At 29.4% G+C, this 20263-nt stretch carries 19 protein-coding genes; 18 read left to right on the top strand and 1 reads right to left on the bottom strand.

Features of this window, described 5'->3' with window-relative positions:
• Positions 1-80: 80 nt before the first annotated feature.
• From J2Z25_RS11250 to J2Z25_RS11180, 15 genes are all read left to right on the top strand, one after another.
• Positions 81-293, top strand: a complete 213-nt coding sequence (locus J2Z25_RS11250) for a DUF5808 domain-containing protein (protein WP_209740551.1) — start codon at positions 81-83, stop codon at positions 291-293.
• Positions 294-557: 264 nt separating this feature from the next.
• Positions 558-1118, top strand: a complete 561-nt coding sequence (locus tag J2Z25_RS11245) for a glycerol-3-phosphate responsive antiterminator (protein ID WP_099345758.1) — start codon at positions 558-560, stop codon at positions 1116-1118.
• Between the two features lie 91 nt (positions 1119-1209).
• Complete coding sequence (locus J2Z25_RS11240) at positions 1210-1965, top strand: MIP/aquaporin family protein (RefSeq protein ID WP_099345759.1); 756 nt, start codon at positions 1210-1212, stop codon at positions 1963-1965.
• Positions 1966-1992: 27 nt separating this feature from the next.
• Positions 1993-3483 (top strand): glycerol kinase GlpK, encoded by a 1491-nt coding sequence (glpK, locus tag J2Z25_RS11235; protein WP_097032990.1) that lies wholly within the window; start codon positions 1993-1995, stop codon positions 3481-3483.
• Between the two features lie 496 nt (positions 3484-3979).
• On the top strand, positions 3980-6493 hold the full coding sequence (locus J2Z25_RS11230; protein WP_209740548.1) for a tetratricopeptide repeat protein: 2514 nt from the start codon (positions 3980-3982) through the stop codon (positions 6491-6493).
• A gap of 278 nt (positions 6494-6771) precedes the next feature.
• Positions 6772-7077, top strand: a complete 306-nt coding sequence (locus J2Z25_RS11225) for a PTS lactose/cellobiose transporter subunit IIA (RefSeq protein ID WP_209740609.1) — start codon at positions 6772-6774, stop codon at positions 7075-7077.
• 37 nt (positions 7078-7114) lie between these two features.
• Complete coding sequence (locus tag J2Z25_RS11220) at positions 7115-7447, top strand: hypothetical protein (RefSeq protein WP_209740546.1); 333 nt, start codon at positions 7115-7117, stop codon at positions 7445-7447.
• A gap of 84 nt (positions 7448-7531) precedes the next feature.
• On the top strand, positions 7532-7843 hold the full coding sequence (locus J2Z25_RS11215) for a PTS sugar transporter subunit IIB (protein ID WP_008680867.1): 312 nt from the start codon (positions 7532-7534) through the stop codon (positions 7841-7843).
• A gap of 65 nt (positions 7844-7908) precedes the next feature.
• On the top strand, positions 7909-9270 hold the full coding sequence (locus J2Z25_RS11210) for a PTS sugar transporter subunit IIC (protein WP_008680866.1): 1362 nt from the start codon (positions 7909-7911) through the stop codon (positions 9268-9270).
• 336 nt (positions 9271-9606) lie between these two features.
• The gene (locus J2Z25_RS11205; protein ID WP_008680864.1) at positions 9607-9924 is read left to right on the top strand and encodes a PTS lactose/cellobiose transporter subunit IIA; all 318 of its coding nucleotides are present in this window, start codon (positions 9607-9609) and stop codon (positions 9922-9924) included.
• A 40-nt stretch (positions 9925-9964) separates the two neighbouring features.
• Complete coding sequence (locus J2Z25_RS11200; RefSeq protein WP_209740544.1) at positions 9965-10297, top strand: hypothetical protein; 333 nt, start codon at positions 9965-9967, stop codon at positions 10295-10297.
• Positions 10298-10438: 141 nt separating this feature from the next.
• Entirely contained in the window at positions 10439-10747 is a 309-nt protein-coding gene (locus tag J2Z25_RS11195) for a PTS sugar transporter subunit IIB (protein WP_008680861.1), read from the top strand.
• Positions 10748-10816: 69 nt separating this feature from the next.
• Positions 10817-12091, top strand: coding sequence for a PTS sugar transporter subunit IIC (locus J2Z25_RS11190; RefSeq protein WP_008680858.1), 1275 nt, complete (start codon positions 10817-10819; stop codon positions 12089-12091).
• Between the two features lie 69 nt (positions 12092-12160).
• Entirely contained in the window at positions 12161-13255 is a 1095-nt protein-coding gene (locus tag J2Z25_RS11185; protein WP_209740542.1) for a DUF871 domain-containing protein, read from the top strand.
• A 14-nt stretch (positions 13256-13269) separates the two neighbouring features.
• Positions 13270-14220 carry an N-acetylglucosamine kinase gene (locus J2Z25_RS11180; protein WP_209740540.1) on the top strand — a complete coding sequence of 317 codons (951 nt, stop codon included), beginning with the start codon at positions 13270-13272 and terminating at the stop codon, positions 14218-14220.
• A 276-nt stretch (positions 14221-14496) separates the two neighbouring features.
• Here J2Z25_RS11180 and J2Z25_RS11175 read toward each other — a convergent pair whose 3' ends face one another.
• Entirely contained in the window at positions 14497-15675 is a 1179-nt protein-coding gene (locus J2Z25_RS11175; RefSeq protein WP_099345764.1) for a cation diffusion facilitator family transporter, read from the bottom strand.
• Positions 15676-16216: 541 nt separating this feature from the next.
• Between J2Z25_RS11175 and J2Z25_RS11170 the strand changes: the two genes are divergently transcribed.
• From J2Z25_RS11170 to J2Z25_RS11160, 3 genes are all read left to right on the top strand, one after another.
• Positions 16217-17512 (top strand): M18 family aminopeptidase, encoded by a 1296-nt coding sequence (locus tag J2Z25_RS11170; protein ID WP_099345765.1) that lies wholly within the window; start codon positions 16217-16219, stop codon positions 17510-17512.
• A gap of 223 nt (positions 17513-17735) precedes the next feature.
• A complete protein-coding gene (murQ, locus tag J2Z25_RS11165; RefSeq protein ID WP_099345766.1) occupies positions 17736-18641 on the top strand; it encodes an N-acetylmuramic acid 6-phosphate etherase in 906 nt (301 codons plus the stop codon).
• A 29-nt stretch (positions 18642-18670) separates the two neighbouring features.
• Entirely contained in the window at positions 18671-20032 is a 1362-nt protein-coding gene (locus tag J2Z25_RS11160; protein WP_008680846.1) for a PTS transporter subunit EIIC, read from the top strand.
• Positions 20033-20263 lie beyond the last annotated feature (231 nt).

Here is a 20263-nt window from a genome sequence, read left to right as displayed (position 1 = left end):
GTTATTCTATTTTATTATAATATAAAATAGAATGCTAATAGAGGTGTAGTAAAGAAAGGATAAGTGGAGGTAACTTTCTAATGAATAAAGATAATGATTCGAAGTATTGGAAGTTTGGTATCTTTTACTACAATCCAGAAGATCCTTCTGAAGTTGTTGATAGAAAAAATGGAAAAGGGGTAACTATTAACTTTGCTCAAAAAGAAGGAAGACATATATTTGGATTTATTTTAATTCCAGCATTTATAGGAATTATGATTGCAATTCTTATTTCATGCTTAAGCAAATATTAAATCTTTTATTAAAAATATGTAGTAAAATACAAATAATAGTGATAGAATAAAAATGTGGAAAATAAAAGTACAATAAATTGAATATTAAGTGCAAGAGATAATAGAGTTAAGCACAAATTTGGGATACACCCTCTTTTTTGCTAAGCTCTTTTTTGTTTAATATCTATTTATTTAAATTAATAATTATTATATTTGCTAGTTTCATATGATGCTGATATAATTATCATACTATTGTAAATGATTACAAAAGGGGTAGGGGATGAAATGAATAATTTTAAAAGGATTTTAGAAGATAATCCAATAGTAGCAGCTGTTAAGGATGAGAAGGAATTAGACTTAGCTTTACAAAGTGATATACAAGTTATTTTTATTTTATTCGGAGACATATTAAACATTAAAAATTTAAGTGAAAAGATATTTAAACATAGAAAAATTGGAATTTTACATGTTGATTTAGTTGAGGGAATTTCTAGTAAAGAGATAGCTTTAAAATTTATTAAAGAAAATACAAAGTTTCAAGGAATAATTAGTACAAAACCTCAAATGATAAGAATGGGAAAAAAGCTTGGATTTATAGCTATTCAGAGAGTATTTATGATAGATAGTTTATCTAAAGAAAATATGAAGAATCATTTAGTAGAAGAATGTGATGCAGTAGAAATTCTTCCAGGATTACTTTTTAAGATAATTAAGGAGCTTTCAATAAGCCTTAATAAACCTTTAATAGCTGGTGGATTAATTTCTGATAAAGAAGACGTGATGGAAACATTAAAAAGTGGTGCAACATGTATATCTACAACTAAAAAAGAAATTTGGTATATGTAGAAATGGAGAATTGGAGAGAAAGCTACATAGGATTGTTTTTTGCGATCTTATGTAGTTTTTTTATAAAAAATTTAATAAAGGGGAGAGCAAAATGCAAGCTTATTTTTCAGAATTCATAGGTACTCTTATTTTGATATTACTTGGTAACGGGGTAGTAGCAAATGTAGTGCTTAGAAAGACTAAGGGTAATTCTTCAGGTTGGATTGTAATTACAGCAGGATGGGGGTTCGCTGTAGCAATAGCAGCCTATATTACAGGATGGATGGGGGGAGCTCATCTAAATCCAGCAGTAACTATTGCACTAGCTTCATCAGGTTTATTCGAATGGAGTCAAGTACCAGGATACATCATCAGCCAAATGTTAGGGGCAATGGCTGGAATGCTTGTTGTTTATCTTAACTACAAATTACACTATGATGAAACTTCAAATGGAGAGGACGTTAGAGGAACATTTTGTACAGCACCAGCAATAAGAAGCAATCTTTATAATTTCATTTGCGAATTTACTGGCACTTTTGTATTATTAATAGGAATAAGAGGAATAACTTATAGTGAAGTGTTTAAAACTACTTTCCAAAGTTCAGGGGGAGAAATAATAGGAACAGTAGGAATTATGGGATCATTTTTAGTTGGTATCTTAGTCTGGGCAATAGGCTTATCCCTTGGTGGTACAACAGGATATGCTATAAATCCAGCTAGAGATTTAGCACCAAGAATAGTACATGCTATCTTACCTATGAAGAATAAAATTGATTCAGATTGGAGTTATGCTTGGATACCAGTTTTGGCACCTATACTTGGAGGAGTTTTTGGAAGCTTAGTATTTGATTTTATTATTAAGTTATAGAATTTTAATTTAAGGGGAGAGATGATTATGGGAAAGTATATTATAGCATTAGATCAAGGAACAACAAGTTCAAGAGCAATTGTATTTGATAAGGAACAAAATATAATAGGGATAAGCCAAAAGGAATTTACACAAATTTATCCTAAAGAAGGATGGGTTGAACATGATCCAGTAGAAATATGGGCAACTCAATATGGAGTTCTTCAAGAAGTTATAGCAAAAACTAATGTAGATAGAGATGAAATTGCAGCTATAGGTATAACAAATCAAAGAGAAACTACAATTGTTTGGGAAAAGAGCACAGGAAAGCCTATTTATAATGCAATAGTATGGCAATGTAGAAGAACAGCTGATATATGTGATAATTTAAAAGCTAATGGATGGGAAGATTATATTAAGAAAAATACAGGATTAGTTGTAGATGCTTATTTCTCAGGAACTAAAATAAAATGGATACTTGATAATGTAGAAGGTGCAAGAGAAAAAGCTGAAAGAGGAGAACTTTTATTTGGAACTGTAGATACATGGCTTGTATGGAAGTTAACTAATGGTAAAGTTCATATTACAGATTACACTAATGCATCTAGAACTATGCTTTATAACATAAAAGACTTAAAATGGGATGAAAAAATATTAGAAGAATTAGATATACCTAAATCAATGCTACCTGAAGTTAGAAATTCATCTGAAGTTTATGGGCATGTAAATCTTGGTGGTAACTCAGATGTTCCTATAGCAGGTATTGCAGGAGATCAACAAGCAGCTTTATTTGGTCAAACTTGTTTTGAAAAGGGTGAAGCAAAAAATACTTATGGAACAGGATGCTTCTTATTAATGAATACAGGAGAAGAAATGGTAGAAAGCAAAAATGGACTTTTAACTACTATAGCAATAGGGATTGATGGAAAAGTTCAATATGCTTTAGAGGGATCTGTATTTGTTGGTGGTGCTGTTGTTCAATGGCTTAGAGATGAACTTAGAATAGTAAACGATTCAGCTGATACTGAATACTTTGCGTCTAAAGTTGATGATAATGGAGGAGTTTATATAGTGCCAGCCTTTGTTGGTCTTGGAGCACCTCATTGGGATATGTATGCTAGAGGAGCAATACTTGGATTAACTAGAGGAAGTAACAGAAATCATCTTATAAGGGCTGCTCTTGAATCAATAGCATATCAAACAAGGGATCTTATAGATGCAATGAAAGAAGATGTAGGATCTGACCTTAAGAATATAAAAGTAGATGGAGGAGCAAGCAGAAACAAATTCTTAATGCAATTCCAAGCAGATATATTAGGAAAGAATGTTATAAGACCTATAATATCAGAAACAACAGCTCTAGGAGCAGCTTACTTAGCAGGTATTGCAGTAGGTTTCTGGAAGGATAGAGAAGAAGTTAAACAGTTCTGGCATATGGCTGATGAATTTGAAGCTAAGCTTGATAAAGAAAAAGTTGATAAATACTATAAGGGATGGAGAAAAGCAGTTAAGAGATCATTAAGCTGGGAAGAAGAATAGACAATATAAAGGTAAAGATAACTAGATATGTTCCATAAGCTATATAGCTGTGCAAAGAAGTACTAGGCTTGGAAAAACTACTATGCCAAGAGTTTTGGTTAACTCACTAAGCTCAAACAAACTAACAACACTAAGGCCTAGTAGTTTTTCCTTCGCCAAGTACTTCTAATTGCTCGCTATATGCTTATTTCACATTCTCGCTATCTTTATTATTTTATATTTTTAATCAAATATTTAAAAAGTGAAAGAATGAAAGAGTTAAGGAAAACATCCTAAACTTTTCACTCTTTCACTTTTAACTTTTCACTCTTCCTGTGCTTTTGTAGAGTAATCTATAAATAAACAACCTCATTTTATAATTCAGATTATCTGAATCATCTCCTTAAATCTTTCATTTTTTAAATCTTTCATTCTTTCATTACTAATAAGTTCTATAAAAATTTTCCTATAAATAAAATATAACTAAGAAATTAAATAGATAGTTTATGGGGGAATGATGAAACTTAAATTTGACTTCAATTTTTTATTACTTGAATTTAGAGATTTATATTATATTTTGAACAAAATAGCAGAGGAAAAAGATTTTAAAATAATATGCTCAAGGCTAGAAAAAGTAATCAAGCAAATAATCATAACAATACACTTAAATAATAAGTTGTTTTATAATAGTGAGAATTCATTGGTAGAAAATATTGAATATTTATCTAGAAAAGATATAATTCCATATGATCTTATGAAGTGTCTAGTTAATTATGTGGAGGACTTATATTATATAAGGGATATATTAGATGATAATGATGTAAGTATGGATAAGAAAAAAGAGTTTGCAGAATTGTTAAATAATCAAAAGGTTATTTATGAAATCTGCGTTTGGCTAGTTATTAATTGTGGAGAAGAGGATTATTCTTTATTCTATGATAAATTAGCAGAATATGAAAAAAAGATATTTGACAAGTATTTAAACTATGATGAATTAGATGAAGAAAATGATGAGATTGATTTATTAAATTCAATAAATTCAATTGAATATGAAGAAGATGATGGTGAGGACGAAGAGATTAATTCAGTAGAAGAATACTTATTAGCTGGAGAGCTATATTATTTAGGAAAAAATGTTGAAAAGGACTATTATAAAGCAAGGGAATGTTTTGAAAAAGCAGCAGAAGAGGGGAATGAATATGCGGAAAGTTATCTTGGGCTGTTTTGGGAAAAGGGTTATGGAGGAGAAAAAGATATAGAAAAAGCTTTATATTGGTATAAGAAAGCAGCTTTAAAGGGAAATGCATTTTCTCAATATTCATTAGGGTATATCTATTTTACAGGAGAAGTAGTAGAGCAAAATTTAGAGTATTCATTTAAATGGTATAAGGAAGCAGCAGAAAATGGATTTGCTCCGGCCCAATATGCACTATCATATCTTTATAAGAATGGAGAAGGTTGTGAGAAAAATATATTTAAGGCATATTATTGGTTAGAAGAGTCAGCAGAAAATGATTTTGAAGACTCTTATTATATTTTAGGACAATCTTATTTAGAAGGTAATGTTATAGATACTAATTATAAAAAAGCTTTCTTTTATTTATCAAAAGGTGTAGAAAAAGATGATATGAATTGTCTGGAGAGTCTAGGGGATATGTATTATTGGGGGCTATATGTAGATGAAGATAGAGAAAAAGCATTTTCACTATATGATAAAAGTATAGAGGAAGGTAATATATCTCTATATTATAAGATTGGCAAGCTATATGAAGAAGATAATAATCTAAAAATGGCATTGGTAAATTATTTAAAAGGTCATAATAATGGAGATTTAAAATCAACTCAGCGACTTGGAATAATGTACTATAATGGAGATGGAGTTAATATAGATAAGAAAAAAGCATTAACTTACATGAAGACAGCCATAGAAAGTGAAGATCCTCACTCTTTGTATGTTATTGGAGTTGCATATTTAAATGATGATAGGGAAAAGGGATTAGAATATTTAAAAAAGGCTTATAAAAAGGGATCTCATTATGCAGCAGAAGCCCTTGCAAGTGAGTATTTAATTGATTTATTAAAAGAAAAAGAAATAGATGAAGATGAATTACTAGAATGTATAAATTATGCTATGGAAAATGATATGATAGAGGCTATATATTATTATGGATTAATTCATGTATATGGAGTTGGAGTAGAAAAGAATAGTCAAGAAGCTTTTAAGTATTTTATAAAGGCTGCTGAAAAGGGATCTCAAAAAGCAATGATAAAGCTTGGAAATTGGTATAAGCATGGAATATTCGTTAAGGCAAATTCAAAGGAAGCTATAGAGTGGTATAAAAAAGCAGCTGAAGAGTATAATGCAGAAGCATTATTAAATATAATAGAAATTCATGAAAAGGGTATAGGAATAGATAAAGAGCCCGAAAAGGCTTTAGAAGGAGCATATCTTTTAAGAGAAATTAATATAGTTGAAGGAAATCTTAAACTTGCTTACTATTATTCAAAGGGAATAGGAGTAGAGATATCTAATAGCAAAGCCAATGAATATATAGAAGAGTTATTAATTTTAGATGAAGGTAAGGCATATAATTTATTAGGTGAATTATCAGAAGAAAAATTATTTAATAAAAATGAAGAAGATGCGATTGAATATTATCTTAAAGCTATCTCATTAGGAGAATTAAAAGCATATTCAAATCTAGAATATTATCTATATATGAGAGGAAGAAAAATAGATGAATTTGAAGATTTAATATATAGTATAGATAAAAAAAGTTATAGATTCGATCAAGGAAAAAGTACATTTATAGAAGGAAAAAATGAGATAATAAAGGGGAAACAGGAAAATAATAGTGAGTTGATTAATAATGGAATTAAGAAGTTAAAGAAAAGTATTCATTTAGGATTTTACGATGCTATAAAAGATATTGTTGATTATTATGAAAATGAAGAAAAAAGCAAAAATAACTTAATTGAATTATATAAGTATAAGCAAAAGATGGTATATTATGGGCAATTAGAAGGTTGAAAAAATAAAATATAATAAATGTATAAGAAATGAATAATTTATAAATATCTTAGCTTTTAAATAAAATTAATAAAAGAGAAGTTTATTGAACTTCTCTTTTATTAATTTTAATATCTATTATAATTTGTCAAATGTAGTTAGAATATGTTTTTAAAATGTAATTTCAAAAGATAAAAAAAATATTGAAATAAAAATATAATAGTGTATAATAAAGTTATAATAAATTGTAATAAATGGTATATAAGTAAAAAAATGAATGGGGTGATATATTGGAAAATATGGAAGGCATTATTTTTGAAATAATTAGTCAAGGTGGAACAGCTAAAGGGTTAGCATATGAAGCATTAATGGCTGCTGAAAAGGGAGACTTTAATAAAGCAGGTGAATTAATGAAAGAAGCTGATGCTTATTTAGGACAAGCTCATAAAATACAAACAAATATAATTCAAGCAGAAGCAAGAGGAGAAAAAACAGAAGTCTCAGTATTATTTGTTCATGCTCAAGATCATTTAATGACAGCTATTGAAGCTAAAACATTAATAGAGCATATAATAAAGCTACACAAGAAAATAGAGGGTAAATAAAGTTGTCTATTAATTGTTAAAAGAGGTAATAAAAATTATGAGAAAAGGTTTTAATGTTAGCGAATTGCAAGCTAAAAAGACAGATTATAGTATACCGACATTTGGATATAAAAGTGCATTAGTTATACTTTTAGGAGCTGTAATTGCAACTATTATAATACCAAGTATATTAAGTGTATTAGGTATAAGCAATAGTTTTAGTATTTTGATAGGAAATACATTTATAACAAGCTTTTCAATTTCTTATGCTAGATATTTTATTGAAAGTAGAAAAGGCTTTTGCAAGGGGTTTTGGCTTAACTATTTATTCTTTGCTGTATCCTTTGCTGTAATTTCGTATTTATGGGGATATTTAAATTTCTATCTTTAATATAAACAATGTAGCTATAAAGAAAATGAAAACGTTTATTTTGAAATATTTATTTTATATAATTTATTTTAGGAGGAATTATTTATGAAAGTTTTATTTGTATGTTCACAAGGAATGTCTAGTGCTATAGCAGTAAATGCACTGAAGAAAGAAGCAGAAAAAAATGGCGTAGATATTGAAGTAAAGGCTGTAAGCACACAGGAATTTGAAGAAGAGGTTAAGAGTGGATATGATGTTGCAATGGTAGCACCACAAATTAGGCACCGCTTTGATTATTTAAAGGAATATGCAGATGCTGCTAATGTTCCATGCCAACTAATACAGCCTCAAGCTTATAGTCCATTAGGTGGACCTAAATTATTTAAACAAGTTAAAGAACTTGCAGAAAGTAAATAGGAGTATGCAAGTTTTAATATAACTCTAAATTATTATAATATTATTATTTAAGGAGGAATTAAATTATGAGCAGTTTTGCTAATTTCTTAGACAAAAAATTATCTACGCCTATGGCAAAACTAGCAGAGCAACGTCATCTACGTGCTGTGCGAGACGGTATTATAGCTACTTTACCATTAATTATTGTTGGGTCCTTTTTCTTAATTATCGCAAATCCACCATTACCACAAAGCTGGGGGATTTATAAAACCCTAAAGGCTAATGCAGCTACAATAGTACTACCATATAGAATGACAATGTATATTATGACAGTATATGCTTGTTGGGGTATAGGCTATAGCTTAGCAAAATCTTATAAACTTGATGGAGTTACTGGAGGAACATTATCAGCGGCAGCATTTTTATTAACACTTGTTCCAAAAAGTGTAGGTGCTTTGGCTCCTGAGTTAATGGAAATAATTAATGGAAATCCAGATCTTTTAAAATGGTATCAGGGAGTTCCACAAGGATTCCAAATGCCTATGGCAAACATGGGTGGAGGCGGAATGTTTGTTGGTATTATAGTATCAATACTAGCCGTTGAAATATTTAGATTTACAAATAAAAGTGGATTTAAAGTTTCAATGCCTGAACAAGTTCCACCATCAGTTGCAAGAAGCTTTGAAGCTTTAACACCTGCAGCAATTATAGTTTTATTAATTGGTTCAATAACATATTATTTACAATTTGATTGGCATGGATTTATTGGGAAAATAGTTACCCCACTTGTAAAAGCAAGTGATACATTACCAAGTGTTTGGATATTGGCAATTTTACAAGATTTCTTCTGGTCATTTGGTATTCATGGTGCTTCAGTAGTTGGATCTATTGCAAGACCAGTATGGTTAATTTTATTAGAACAAAACTCAGCTGCAGCAGCAGCGGGAGCTCCTTTAACAGCAATAGCAGCAGAACCTTTCTTTCAATGGTTCTTATATATTGGGGGATCAGGATGTACTATAGGTTTAATTTTAGCTTTAGCGTTTGGAGGTAAATCTACTTACGGTAAGCAAATAGGTAGGGCAGCTTTAGTACCGGGTATATTTAATATAAATGAACCGATAGTGTTTGGGGCTCCAATAGTATTAAATCCAACATTAATTATACCTTTTATAACTGTACCATTAGTTACAGGTACCTTAGCATGGTTTGCTACCACATTAGGACTAGTCAATAGAGTTCAATTGATTGCACCTTGGACATTGCCAGGACCGATTGGGGCTTATTTAGCTACAGGAGGAGACTGGAGAGCTGCAGTATTAAATGTAATTTGTATTTTAATATCAATAGCTTTATATTATCCATTTGTTAGAATTTATGACAAGAAATTATTAGCAGAAGAAAAAGGTGAAACTTTAGAAGTTGAAAGTAGAAGTGCAAATTTATAATATGAAAAATTAAAAAATGGTGAAGAATTCACCATTTTTTAAAATTAAGATATTAATCTTAATATAGTAGAAAGATTTATTAAAATTAAATCTTTCTACTTTTTTATATTATAAGTAATTATGGTTAGAATAATATATCATACATATATATAATCAATTACAAATTAATAAAAATACAAAAATATTCATTTTATAAATACAAATAATTACCAAATATTAAAATAAAATTTCAAAAAATGAAAATAATATTGAAATAAAAGAATAATAGTGTATAATGGAGTTACAATAAAGATTAAAACATTGTGTAAACGTAAACTAAGTTGGGAGGTAATAATTATGGCAGAAAATATGGAAGTAATAATCTTTGAAATTATTAGTCAAGGTGGTACAGCAAAAGGACTAGCTTATGAAGCTTTAGCAGCAGCTGAAGAAGGAGACTTTGATAAGGCAGAAGAGCTTTTAAAAGAAGCAGATGTTTGTTTAGGTGAAGCTCACAAAATACAAACAGATATAATTCAAGCGGAAGCAAGAGGAGAAAAGACAGAAGTATCTGTATTATTTGTACATGCTCAAGATCATTTAATGACAGCTATTGAAGCTAAGACACTAATAGAACATATTATAAAATTGCATAAAAAAATAGAAGGTAAGTAAAATAATATTGAATCTATAGTTAAAGGAGGTATTAAAGATTATGAAAAAGGGTTCTGGCGTAAGCGAACTACAAGCTAAGAAAACAGATTATAATATACCAACCTTTGGATTTAAAAGTGCTTTATTAATAATTGCAGGTGGAATAGTTGGAACTATGATATTACCTATGTTATTAAGTATATTTGGAATAAGCTTAAATTTATCAATAGTGTTAGGAAATACATTTATAACAAGTTTAGCTATTGCTTATTCAAGATTTTTTATAGAAACAAAAAGAGGATATTGTAAGGCGTTTTGGATAAACTATGGATTGTTTGCATTATCATTTGGGATAATATCATATTTCTGGAGATACATTGGATTATTTATATAAATTAAAGATAAATAATTGTTAAAATTTTAAATAACTTACTATAATTTGAATGAAAACGTATATCCTAGGTGAAAACGGTTAGTGAGTTAGATTGGTTATTAGTATATAAAAATATTAAATAAAAATTTGGAGGTATTATTTATGAAAGTATTATTTGTATGTTCACAAGGAATGTCAAGTGCAATAGCAGTAAATGCATTAAAGAAGGAAGCAGAAAAGAATGGTGTAAATATGGAAGTAAATGCTGTAAGTACACAAGAATTTGAAGAAGAAGTTAAAGAAGGATATGATGTGGCAATGGTTGCTCCACAAGTAAGACATCGTTTCGATTATTTAAAGGAATATGCAGATGCAGCTAAAGTTCCATGTGCATTAATACAACCACAAGCTTATAGTCCATTAGGAGGACCAAAGCTATTTAAACAAGTTAAAGAACTTGTAGAAGCATAATAGCTTTATACAAGCTTTATATAATATTTACTTTTTATTTTATTTTATTTATTAAGGGGGAATTAAATTATGAATAATTTTGCTGATTTCTTGGACAAAAAATTATCTACTCCAATGGCAAAATTAGCAGAGCAACGTCATTTACGTGCTGTGCGTGATGGTATTATAGCTACATTACCATTAATTATTGTTGGTTCACTATTTATCATAATAGGGATACCACCATTACCACAAGATTGGGCAATAACTCAATTCTTAAAAGCTAACAACGGGGTTATAATGCTACCTTATCGTATGACAATGTACATTATGACTTTATATGCAACCTGGGGAATTGGTTATAGTCTTGCCAAATCCTATAAACTTGATGGAGTTACAGGAGGAGTACTTTCAGCGATAGCATTCCTATTAACAATAGTTCCTGTAAGTGTTGAAGGTATGGGTTGGATGATGCCTATGGCTAACTTAGGTGGAGGCGGAATGTTCGTTGGTATCTTAGTATCAATTTTTGCTGTAGAAGTTTTAAGATTTACTACAGTTAAGAATTTTAGAATAAGAATGCCAGAACAAGTGCCACCATCAGTTGCAAGATCTTTCGAAGCATTAACACCAACTGCAATTGTAGTATTCATAATAGGAAGTATTACATATTATGCAAGATTCGATTGGCATGCATTTATAGGAAAATTAATTCAACCATTATTATCAGCAACTGATACATTACCAAGTGTTTGGATTCTAGTAATTTTAGTTACATTCTTCTGGTCATTTGGTATTCATGGAGTATCAATAGTTGGATCTATTGCAAGACCATTATGGTTACAATTAATAGATCAAAATACTGCAGCTGCAGCATCAGGAGTAGCTGGAAATCAATTACCTGCAATAGCAGCAGAACCTTTCTTCCAATGGTTTATATGGATTGGAGGATCAGGATGTACAATTGGATTAGTTATAGCTTTAGCTATATTTGCTAAGTCGACATATGGTAAGCAACTAGGTAGAACAGCATTAGTTCCAGGAATATTTAATATTAATGAACCAATTATATTTGGTGCACCAATAGTGTTAAATCCAACATTAATAATACCATTTATAATTACACCATTAGTAACTGCAACCTTATCATGGTTTGCAATGAGTCTAGGCTTAGTATCTAGGGTTGTTGTAACAGCACCTTGGACGTTACCAGGACCAATTGGAGCATTTGTTGCAACAGGTGGTGACTGGAGAGCTTCAGTATTAAATATAATTTGTATAGTTATTTCAGTAATAATTTACTATCCATTTGTAAAAATATTCGATAAGAAATTATCACTAGAAGAACAAGGTGAACAAGCTTAATAAAGTGAAAATTTAAAGTGGTGAAGAAATTCACCACTTTATTTTAAAATAAATGTAGAGGTGAATTTTATGGGGAAATTAGGAATATCAATTTATTCAGAAAAAACTACAGAAGAAGCAATTTACAACTATATAGATAAAGCAAGTAAATATGGATTCAGTAGGATATTTTCATGTTTACTTTCAGTAAATGATACTAAAGAAAATATAAAAAATAAATTTAAAAAAATAAATGAATATGCAAAATCAAAAGGATTTGAAATTATAGTAGATGTAAGCCCAAGAGTATTTGATGAGTTGGGAATAAGTTATAAGGATTTAAGCTTCTTTAAGGAAATTGGAGCAGATGGCTTAAGATTAGATATGGGATTTACTGGTTCAGAGGAATCATTAATGACATTTAATGATGAGAATCTTAAAATTGAAATCAATATGAGTAATAATACTAATTATATAGATACAATAATGAATTATATGCCTAATAAGGATAATTTAATTGCTTGTCATAATTTTTATCCACATAGATATAGTGGTTTAAATTTTGAGCATTTTATGAAATGTACAGAAAGATTTAATAAGTACGGATTAAGAACAGCTGCATTTATAACAAGTCAAAATGAAGGAACATTTGGTCCATGGCCTGTTACAGATGGACTTCCAACTTTAGAATTACATCGTAACTTACCAATAGAAGTGCAAGCTAAACATTTAATAGCATTAGGAAACATAAATGACATAATAATATCAAATTGTTATCCTACAGAAGAAGAAATGAAAAAGCTAGGGTCTATGAGAAAAGATATGGTAACTTTTGATTTAGAGCTTGTAGATGGAGTTCCTGAAGTAGAGCAAAAGATATTATTTGAAGAAATGCATTTTAATAGAGGAGATTTATCAGATAACTTAGTTAGATCTACTCAAAGCAGAGTTAAGTATAAAGGACATGACTTTAAATTATTTAATGCTCCTGAAATAATTAAAAAAGGAGATGTAGTTATAGAAAGTAGTGAATATGGACACTATGCTGGAGAACTACAAATTGCTTTAAATGATATGAAGAATAGCGGAAAATCTAATGTTGTAGGTCGTATCAAGGAAGAAGAAATATTTATTTTAGATTATATAAAACCATGGCAAAAATTCAATTTCAACTTAATTAAGTAATTGGAGGTTAATCTATGTATTTTTTAGGGATAGATGGTGGTGGAACAAAGACTTGTTTTACATTAATAAATGAAAAGGGTAATGTTATTAATAGAGTTATAAAGGGAACTTGTCATCCAACTCAAATTGGATTTGATAACTTAGAAAAATTATTAAGAGAAGGATTAGAAGAAATAATAAAGTCTAGTAATATTTCTAAAGAAGAAATTATAAAGAGCTATTTAGGTTTAGCAGGATATGGAATAGTAAAAGAAATTGCAGAAGGAATAGCAAAGGTGGTTTCCAAAGTATTTAATGGAATGGATTATATTTTAAATAATGATGTTAGAGTTGCAATAGCAGGTGCATTAGCTGGAGAAGATGGAATTAATGTTGTTGCTGGAACTGGTTCAATAGCTTTAGCATTAAAAGATGAAAAAGTTTTAAGATGTGGTGGATGGGGTTACTCCATAGGGGATGAAGCTTCAGCATATTGGATTGGTAAAAAAGCCTTAGCACTATTTAGTAAGCAAAGTGATGGAAGATTAGAAAAAGCACCATTATATGAAATATTTAAAAAGGAACTTGATTTAAAGACAGATTTTGAAATAGTTTCATATGTAAATGAAAAGTTAAAAGGTGATAGAGGAGAAATAGCAAAGCTTGCTAAATTATGTTCTGATGCAGCAGAATGTGAAGATGAAGGTGCAATAGCAATTTTCGATGAATCAGCAAAAGAAATATCAGAAATGATAAAAACTTTATTAAAAAATTATGATAAAGATATAGTTAAAGTTTCATATACAGGAGGAGTCTTCAAAAGTGGAGAATTAATCCTTAAGCCATTAAGAGAATATTTAAATGGATATAACGTTGAATTAGTAGAACCACAGCTAAGTCCAGATTTAGGGGCTTGTTTATTAGCATATATAAGTACTGGAAATAAAGTAACTGAAGAACTAATTGAAAGAATGAAAAAGCAATAGAATCAATGAAAAAAATTGAAAAATGAAAGAATTGTTGAAGTAATTCAGGGTGAGTTGAATTAAAATAAAAATGAAAAGTTGTGGAAATAATTCAGATGAGATGAATGACAATTGCTAATTGGAAGTGGATAATTTAGGTTATAATTCGTCTGCGGTGAATTATTAAAATAAAAAGAGAAACTCTTTCGAATTTCTCTTTTTATTTATTCTATAACTTAAGTACGCTGAGTTATTTCTTTCATTATACATTATGAATTCTACATTTTCAATTATCCATTACATAAAGTCGTAATCTATAGTAATAACACAATTATATTGCGGGTGTTCTTTTTTTATTGCAGTTTTTATATTTGCTAACATTTTTTCTTGTTTCTTTTTATTTCCTGATTCTGATGCCTCTAATACTATATCGAATATTAAGTTTTTAATTTCACCTTCACCAACGATTCTAAAATCGTGCATTGATTTTATTTCAGGATAGTTTCTAAGTATTTTTTCAACATAATCCCATGTTTCTTTAATTTCATCTGTAATAACACAAATTGGATCCATGTGTATAACTAAATGTAAGTTAAGATCTCTTGAAACTTCTCTTTCTGCTTTATCTATTACATTGTGAATTTCCATTATATCTATATCAGATGGAATTTCAGCATGTAGTGAAGCTATAATTCTTCCAGGACCATAGTTATGAACTATAAGATCATGAACTCCTGAAATAGGTGGATAAGATAATACCTTTTCGCATATTTCATTTACAAGCTCAGGATCTGGAGATTCTCCAAGTAATGGATTTAATGTTTCTTTTACTAAACCAAAACCTGCATATAATATAGCTAGAGCTACAAATACACCTATATATCCATCAATAGGAAAACTTGTGAATTTAGCTAATAAAAATGATATTACAACAGTGCTGGAAGTGAAAACATCACCAAGTGCATCAGTAGCAGCAGCTTTTAAAGCTGAGGAATTTATTTTATTACCTATAAATTTATTAAATGATGATAACCAAACTTTAAATCCAATTGAAACTAAAAGTAATATAAATGGAACAAATTCAAAAGTTATGATTTCAGGATTTAAAATTCTTTCAACAGATGATTTAATAAATTGTACTCCAACAAGCATTACCATAAAAGCTACTAAAAGAGCAGATAAATACTCTATCCTACCGTGTCCAAAAGGATGTTCTGCATCAGCAGGCTTGTTTGACATTTTGAAACCAATTATAGTAATTATAGATGATGCCGCATCAGATAAATTATTAAATGCATCAGCAGAAATAGCAATAGAGCCAACTAACATACCAACTGAAAATTTTATTAAAAACAAAACAAAATTCACTATGATTCCAACAATACCACCTAAAGTTCCATAAGAATTACGAACTTTTGAGTCTTTTGTATTTTCATTATTTTTAACGAAGGATTTAACTAGAAATTTAGAAATCATCTTATCACTCCTATCTATATAATATTTTCCCATTGAAGTGGTTATCTATTCAATAAGAATTTTCCACTATATTTATATTACTCTTATACATATAATCATTATTATATACTAAAATTTACTAATTTCAATTAGAATAAATTTTATAAATATACTTACATTATTTAATATATTAATTGAAAAAATAATATAATTGAAAGTAGAGCATTTAGGTTTTATAGAATGCTTTATTTAAAAAAGCTAAAATAATAAGCTTTGTGTATATATAAATAATAGAATATAAATTTTATATAAAAATGCTCTTAATATAAGTAAAATCAATGACTTGAAAGGGGTTCGCGTTTCGTTAGCTCCTTTGTTAATACATGCTTCCAATTAGAATATATGTAACAAAATGAGAATAAAACTAGTACTTCTTTGCACAGCTATTTAGTCTATGGAATGTATCTAGTTATCGTAGACGTTATATTTATAATTTATAAGATAAGTATATTTTCATAGATATGGTATAATATTATTAGTTAGTATTTTAGGAGGAGTTAAAATGGAAAAGCAATTAGCATTAGATTTAATAGACTTTTTATATAAAAGTCCAACAGCATACCATTCAGTTAAAACTATAAAAGAAGAATTAGATTCAAATGGTTTTAAAGAAATAAAGGAAAGTGAAAAATGGAACTTACAAAATGAAGGTAAGTATTATGTTATAAAAAATGATTCAGCACTTATAGCATTTACTATTGGTAATGGAGATGTTGAAGAAGATGGATTTAGATTAATTGGAGCTCATACTGATTCACCAGGATTTAGAGTTAAGGCAAATCCAGAAATGGTTTCAGAAGGAAAGTATTTAAAATTAAATACTGAAGGATATGGTGGACCAATACTATATACATGGTTTGATAGACCTTTAGGATTAGCTGGTAAAGTTACTTTAAAGGGAAAATCACCTTTAAATCCAGAAGTTAAGCTTGTTAATATTAATAAGCCACTTCTTATAATACCAAGTGTTGCTATTCATATGAATAGAGCTGTAAATGATGGATTTGCAGTAAATAAGCAAAAGGATACTTTACCTTTATTAAGCTTAATAAATGAAAAATTTGAGAAAGATGGATATTTAGTTAATATATTAGCTGAAGAATTAAAGGTAGATGCAAGTGAAATATTAGGTTTTGATTTAGGCTTACATGAAGTAGAAAAAGGATGCTTAGCAGGATTAAATGAAGAGCTTATATCATGTGGAAGATTAGATGATATGTGGATGGTTTATGCAGGACTTAAAGCATTAATAGATAGCAAAGTAAATAAATCAACTAAGGTTATGGTTTGTATAGATAATGAAGAAATAGGAAGTCTTACACCACAAGGAGCTAATTCAGCATTATTATTAAACATTTTAGAAAGAATAACTTTAGCTTTAGGAAAAGATAGAGAGGGCTTACATAGAGCCTTATCAAATTCAATAATGATATCTGCAGATTTAGCTCATGCAGTACATCCAAATGCTGAAGAAAAACATGATCCAACCAATAGACCTGTTTTAGGTAATGGACCTGTTTTAAAGACTGCAGCATCTGGAAGCTATAGTACAGATAGCTATAATGCGGCTATATTTGAAGGAATTTGTAAATCAGCAGGAGTTCCTTATCAAAAGTTTTTTAATAGATCAGATGTAAGGGGTGGAACTACTATAGGTCCAATAACATCATCATTATTAACAATTCCAGTTATGGATATGGGTGCTCCATTACTTTCAATGCATTCTATAAGAGAGCTAGCAGCTGTAAAAGATAATTATTATACTATTAAGCTATTTACTGAATTTTTTAATATTTAATAATTAAATATTTCTAAAATATAAAGTAAAATTACTAGATTAGGATAACGGATTTATTTCATTATTCTAATCTTTTTTTATTTATGAGAAAAATAATTATGAAATAAAATAAAATATTTTAACAAAAGGTATTGAAATATCGTTTCAAAGGTGGTAATATAATATTGTGATGAAAACGTAGTCAAGTAACTAGAAGTTTATACTTTATTTCGGAGGTATTTATATGAATAAAATAGACTTAGAAAAATTAACAACAGAAAGTAGAAATCAAAATACCATAGATATAGATAAGGTTTCGACCTTAGAAATGGTAAGAAAAATCAATAACGAAGATAAAAAGGTCGCAGAAGCAGTTGAAGCAGAATTACCAAAGATTGCAGAAGCTATAGATGGAATAGTAAAAGGAATGCATAAAGGGGGTAGATTAATCTATATAGGTGCTGGAACTTCAGGAAGACTTGGAGTGTTAGATGCGTCTGAGTGTCCACCTACGTATGGAGTATCAGAAGAATTAGTTCAAGGAATTATTGCAGGTGGAAAAGAAGCTATTTTTAGAGCAAAAGAAGGTGCGGAAGATTCAAAAGAGTTAGCTGTAGAAGATTTAAAATTTAAAAGTTTAAATGAAAATGATACAGTTGTTGGATTAGCTGCATCAGGAAGAACACCTTATGTAATAGGCGGATTAAATTATGCAAATGAAATAGGCGCATTGACTGTAGCAGTTACATGTAATGCTGATTCAGAGGTTTCAAAAGCTGCTAAGATTTCAATAGCACCAGTAGTGGGACCAGAAGTAGTTACAGGATCAACAAGATTAAAATCAGGAACAGCTCAAAAGTTAGTTCTAAATATGTTATCTACAGGAGTAATGATTAAGCTTGGAAAAGTTTATGGAAACTTAATGGTAGATGTAAGAGCAACTAATGCAAAACTAGTTGAAAGAGCAAAAAAAATAGTTTGCGAAGCAACTGGAGTACAAAGAGAAGAAGCAGAAAAAATATTAGAAGAAACAAACTTTGATGTTAAGCTTTCAATATTCATGTTATTATCAAAGTTAAATAAAGATGAAGCTAAGACTATACTTGAAAATAATAATGGATATATAGCTGAAGCATTAAAGAATGTATAAAGATTTAAATTAAAATGGAGGGACGTAAAATGACAAATGCTGAAATAGCTAAAAATTTAGTTGAATTAGTAGGTGGAAAAGAAAATATAAAATCTGTAGCGAACTGTATGACTCGCTGCAGATTGGAACTTAGAGATTACTCAAAAGCTGATATCGAAAAGATCAAAAAATCTGAAGGTGCTTTAGGAGTAGTTAATGCAGAAGGGCAATTACAAATAATATATGGCCCAGGTAAGGTTAATAAAGTAACAGCAGAAGTTAGCAAAATCGTTGGAAAGCCAGTTGCTCTAGGAGAAGATGCTGTTAAGGCAACAAAAGAAAAGTTAAAAGCAAAAAATGATACTAAGTTTAAAAATATACTTAAAAAATTAGGAAACGTATTTATTCCTTTAATACCTTTATTCGTAGCATGTGGACTTGTTTTAGCAATTAATAATATTTGTGGTGTACAATTTGGCGATGCATATAAGACAACTACAGCAGGTCAAATTATTGGACTTATAGGTAACGGTGTATTCTCAATTCTTTCAATTTTAGTAGGTGTAAATGCAGCTAAGGAATTTGGTTCAGACATGCCAATGATGGGTGGAGTATTAGGTGGAATACTTTCATCAGCAGCATTAGCTAACATTACTCTTTTGGGTAAACCTTTAACACCAGGTAGAGGCGGTATTATTTCAGTTATATTAGTTGTAGTTTTAGCGGTTTATATAGAAAAGGCTTGTAGAAAGTTTGTACCAGATGTGTTAGATTTATTTGTAACACCATTACTTACATTAACTTTATCAGTATTAGCAGCTTTATTTATTCTTCAACCAATTGGTGGATTTATTTCTGATTCAATAGGAGCTGTAGTTGCTCAAACAATTGCATCAGATAATATGTTTGTATCAGTAATTTCAGGAGCAGTTTCAGGTGCGTTATTCTTACCATTAGTTATGACAGGAATGCACCAAGCATTAACTCCAATACATGCAGATTTAATAGCTAATGTAGGATTTACAGTATTACTTCCAATATTAGCAACAGCAGGTATGGCTCAAGTTGGAGCTACTATAGCAGTTCTTAGAAAAACAAAAAATGAAAGATTAAAGAAGACAGCTAAAAATGGATTAGTACCAGGATTCTTAGGAATTGGGGAACCATTAATATATGGTATAACTTTACCACTAGGAAAACCATTCTTAGGCGCTTGTTTAGGAGCTGGAGTTGGTGGAGCTGTAATGGCATTCTTCAAAGTTGGATCAGTTGCAATTGGAGTTTCAGGATTACCACTTGCATTATTAATAGCAAATGGAAAGATGCTTGTTTTCTTAATAGGAGTACTTGTATCATATGTAGCAGGATACTTATTCACAGCAATGCTTGGATTTGAAGATCCAGTAGAATAATTAAATAATAAATCAAACAATAAGTGTAGTTATTATGTAAGCTTTAGTTACTATGAGTGACGAGTGATTACATAATCTCTACACTTTACTTTAATAATGAAAATATAAATACTATATTTAAAATTACTAGATATATAATTTGAGATTACTGAAGATTTAAAATAATTATCAGAAGAAATAAAGTAATTTACTCAAGTTTATTAAATTTTAGTTGATTGATTATTAAAGTGA

It is taken from the genome of Clostridium tertium (assembly GCF_017873245.1).
In the GTDB taxonomy this organism is placed as follows: domain Bacteria; phylum Bacillota; class Clostridia; order Clostridiales; family Clostridiaceae; genus Clostridium; species Clostridium tertium.
This window is presented reverse-complemented; position numbering and strand designations above follow the sequence as displayed.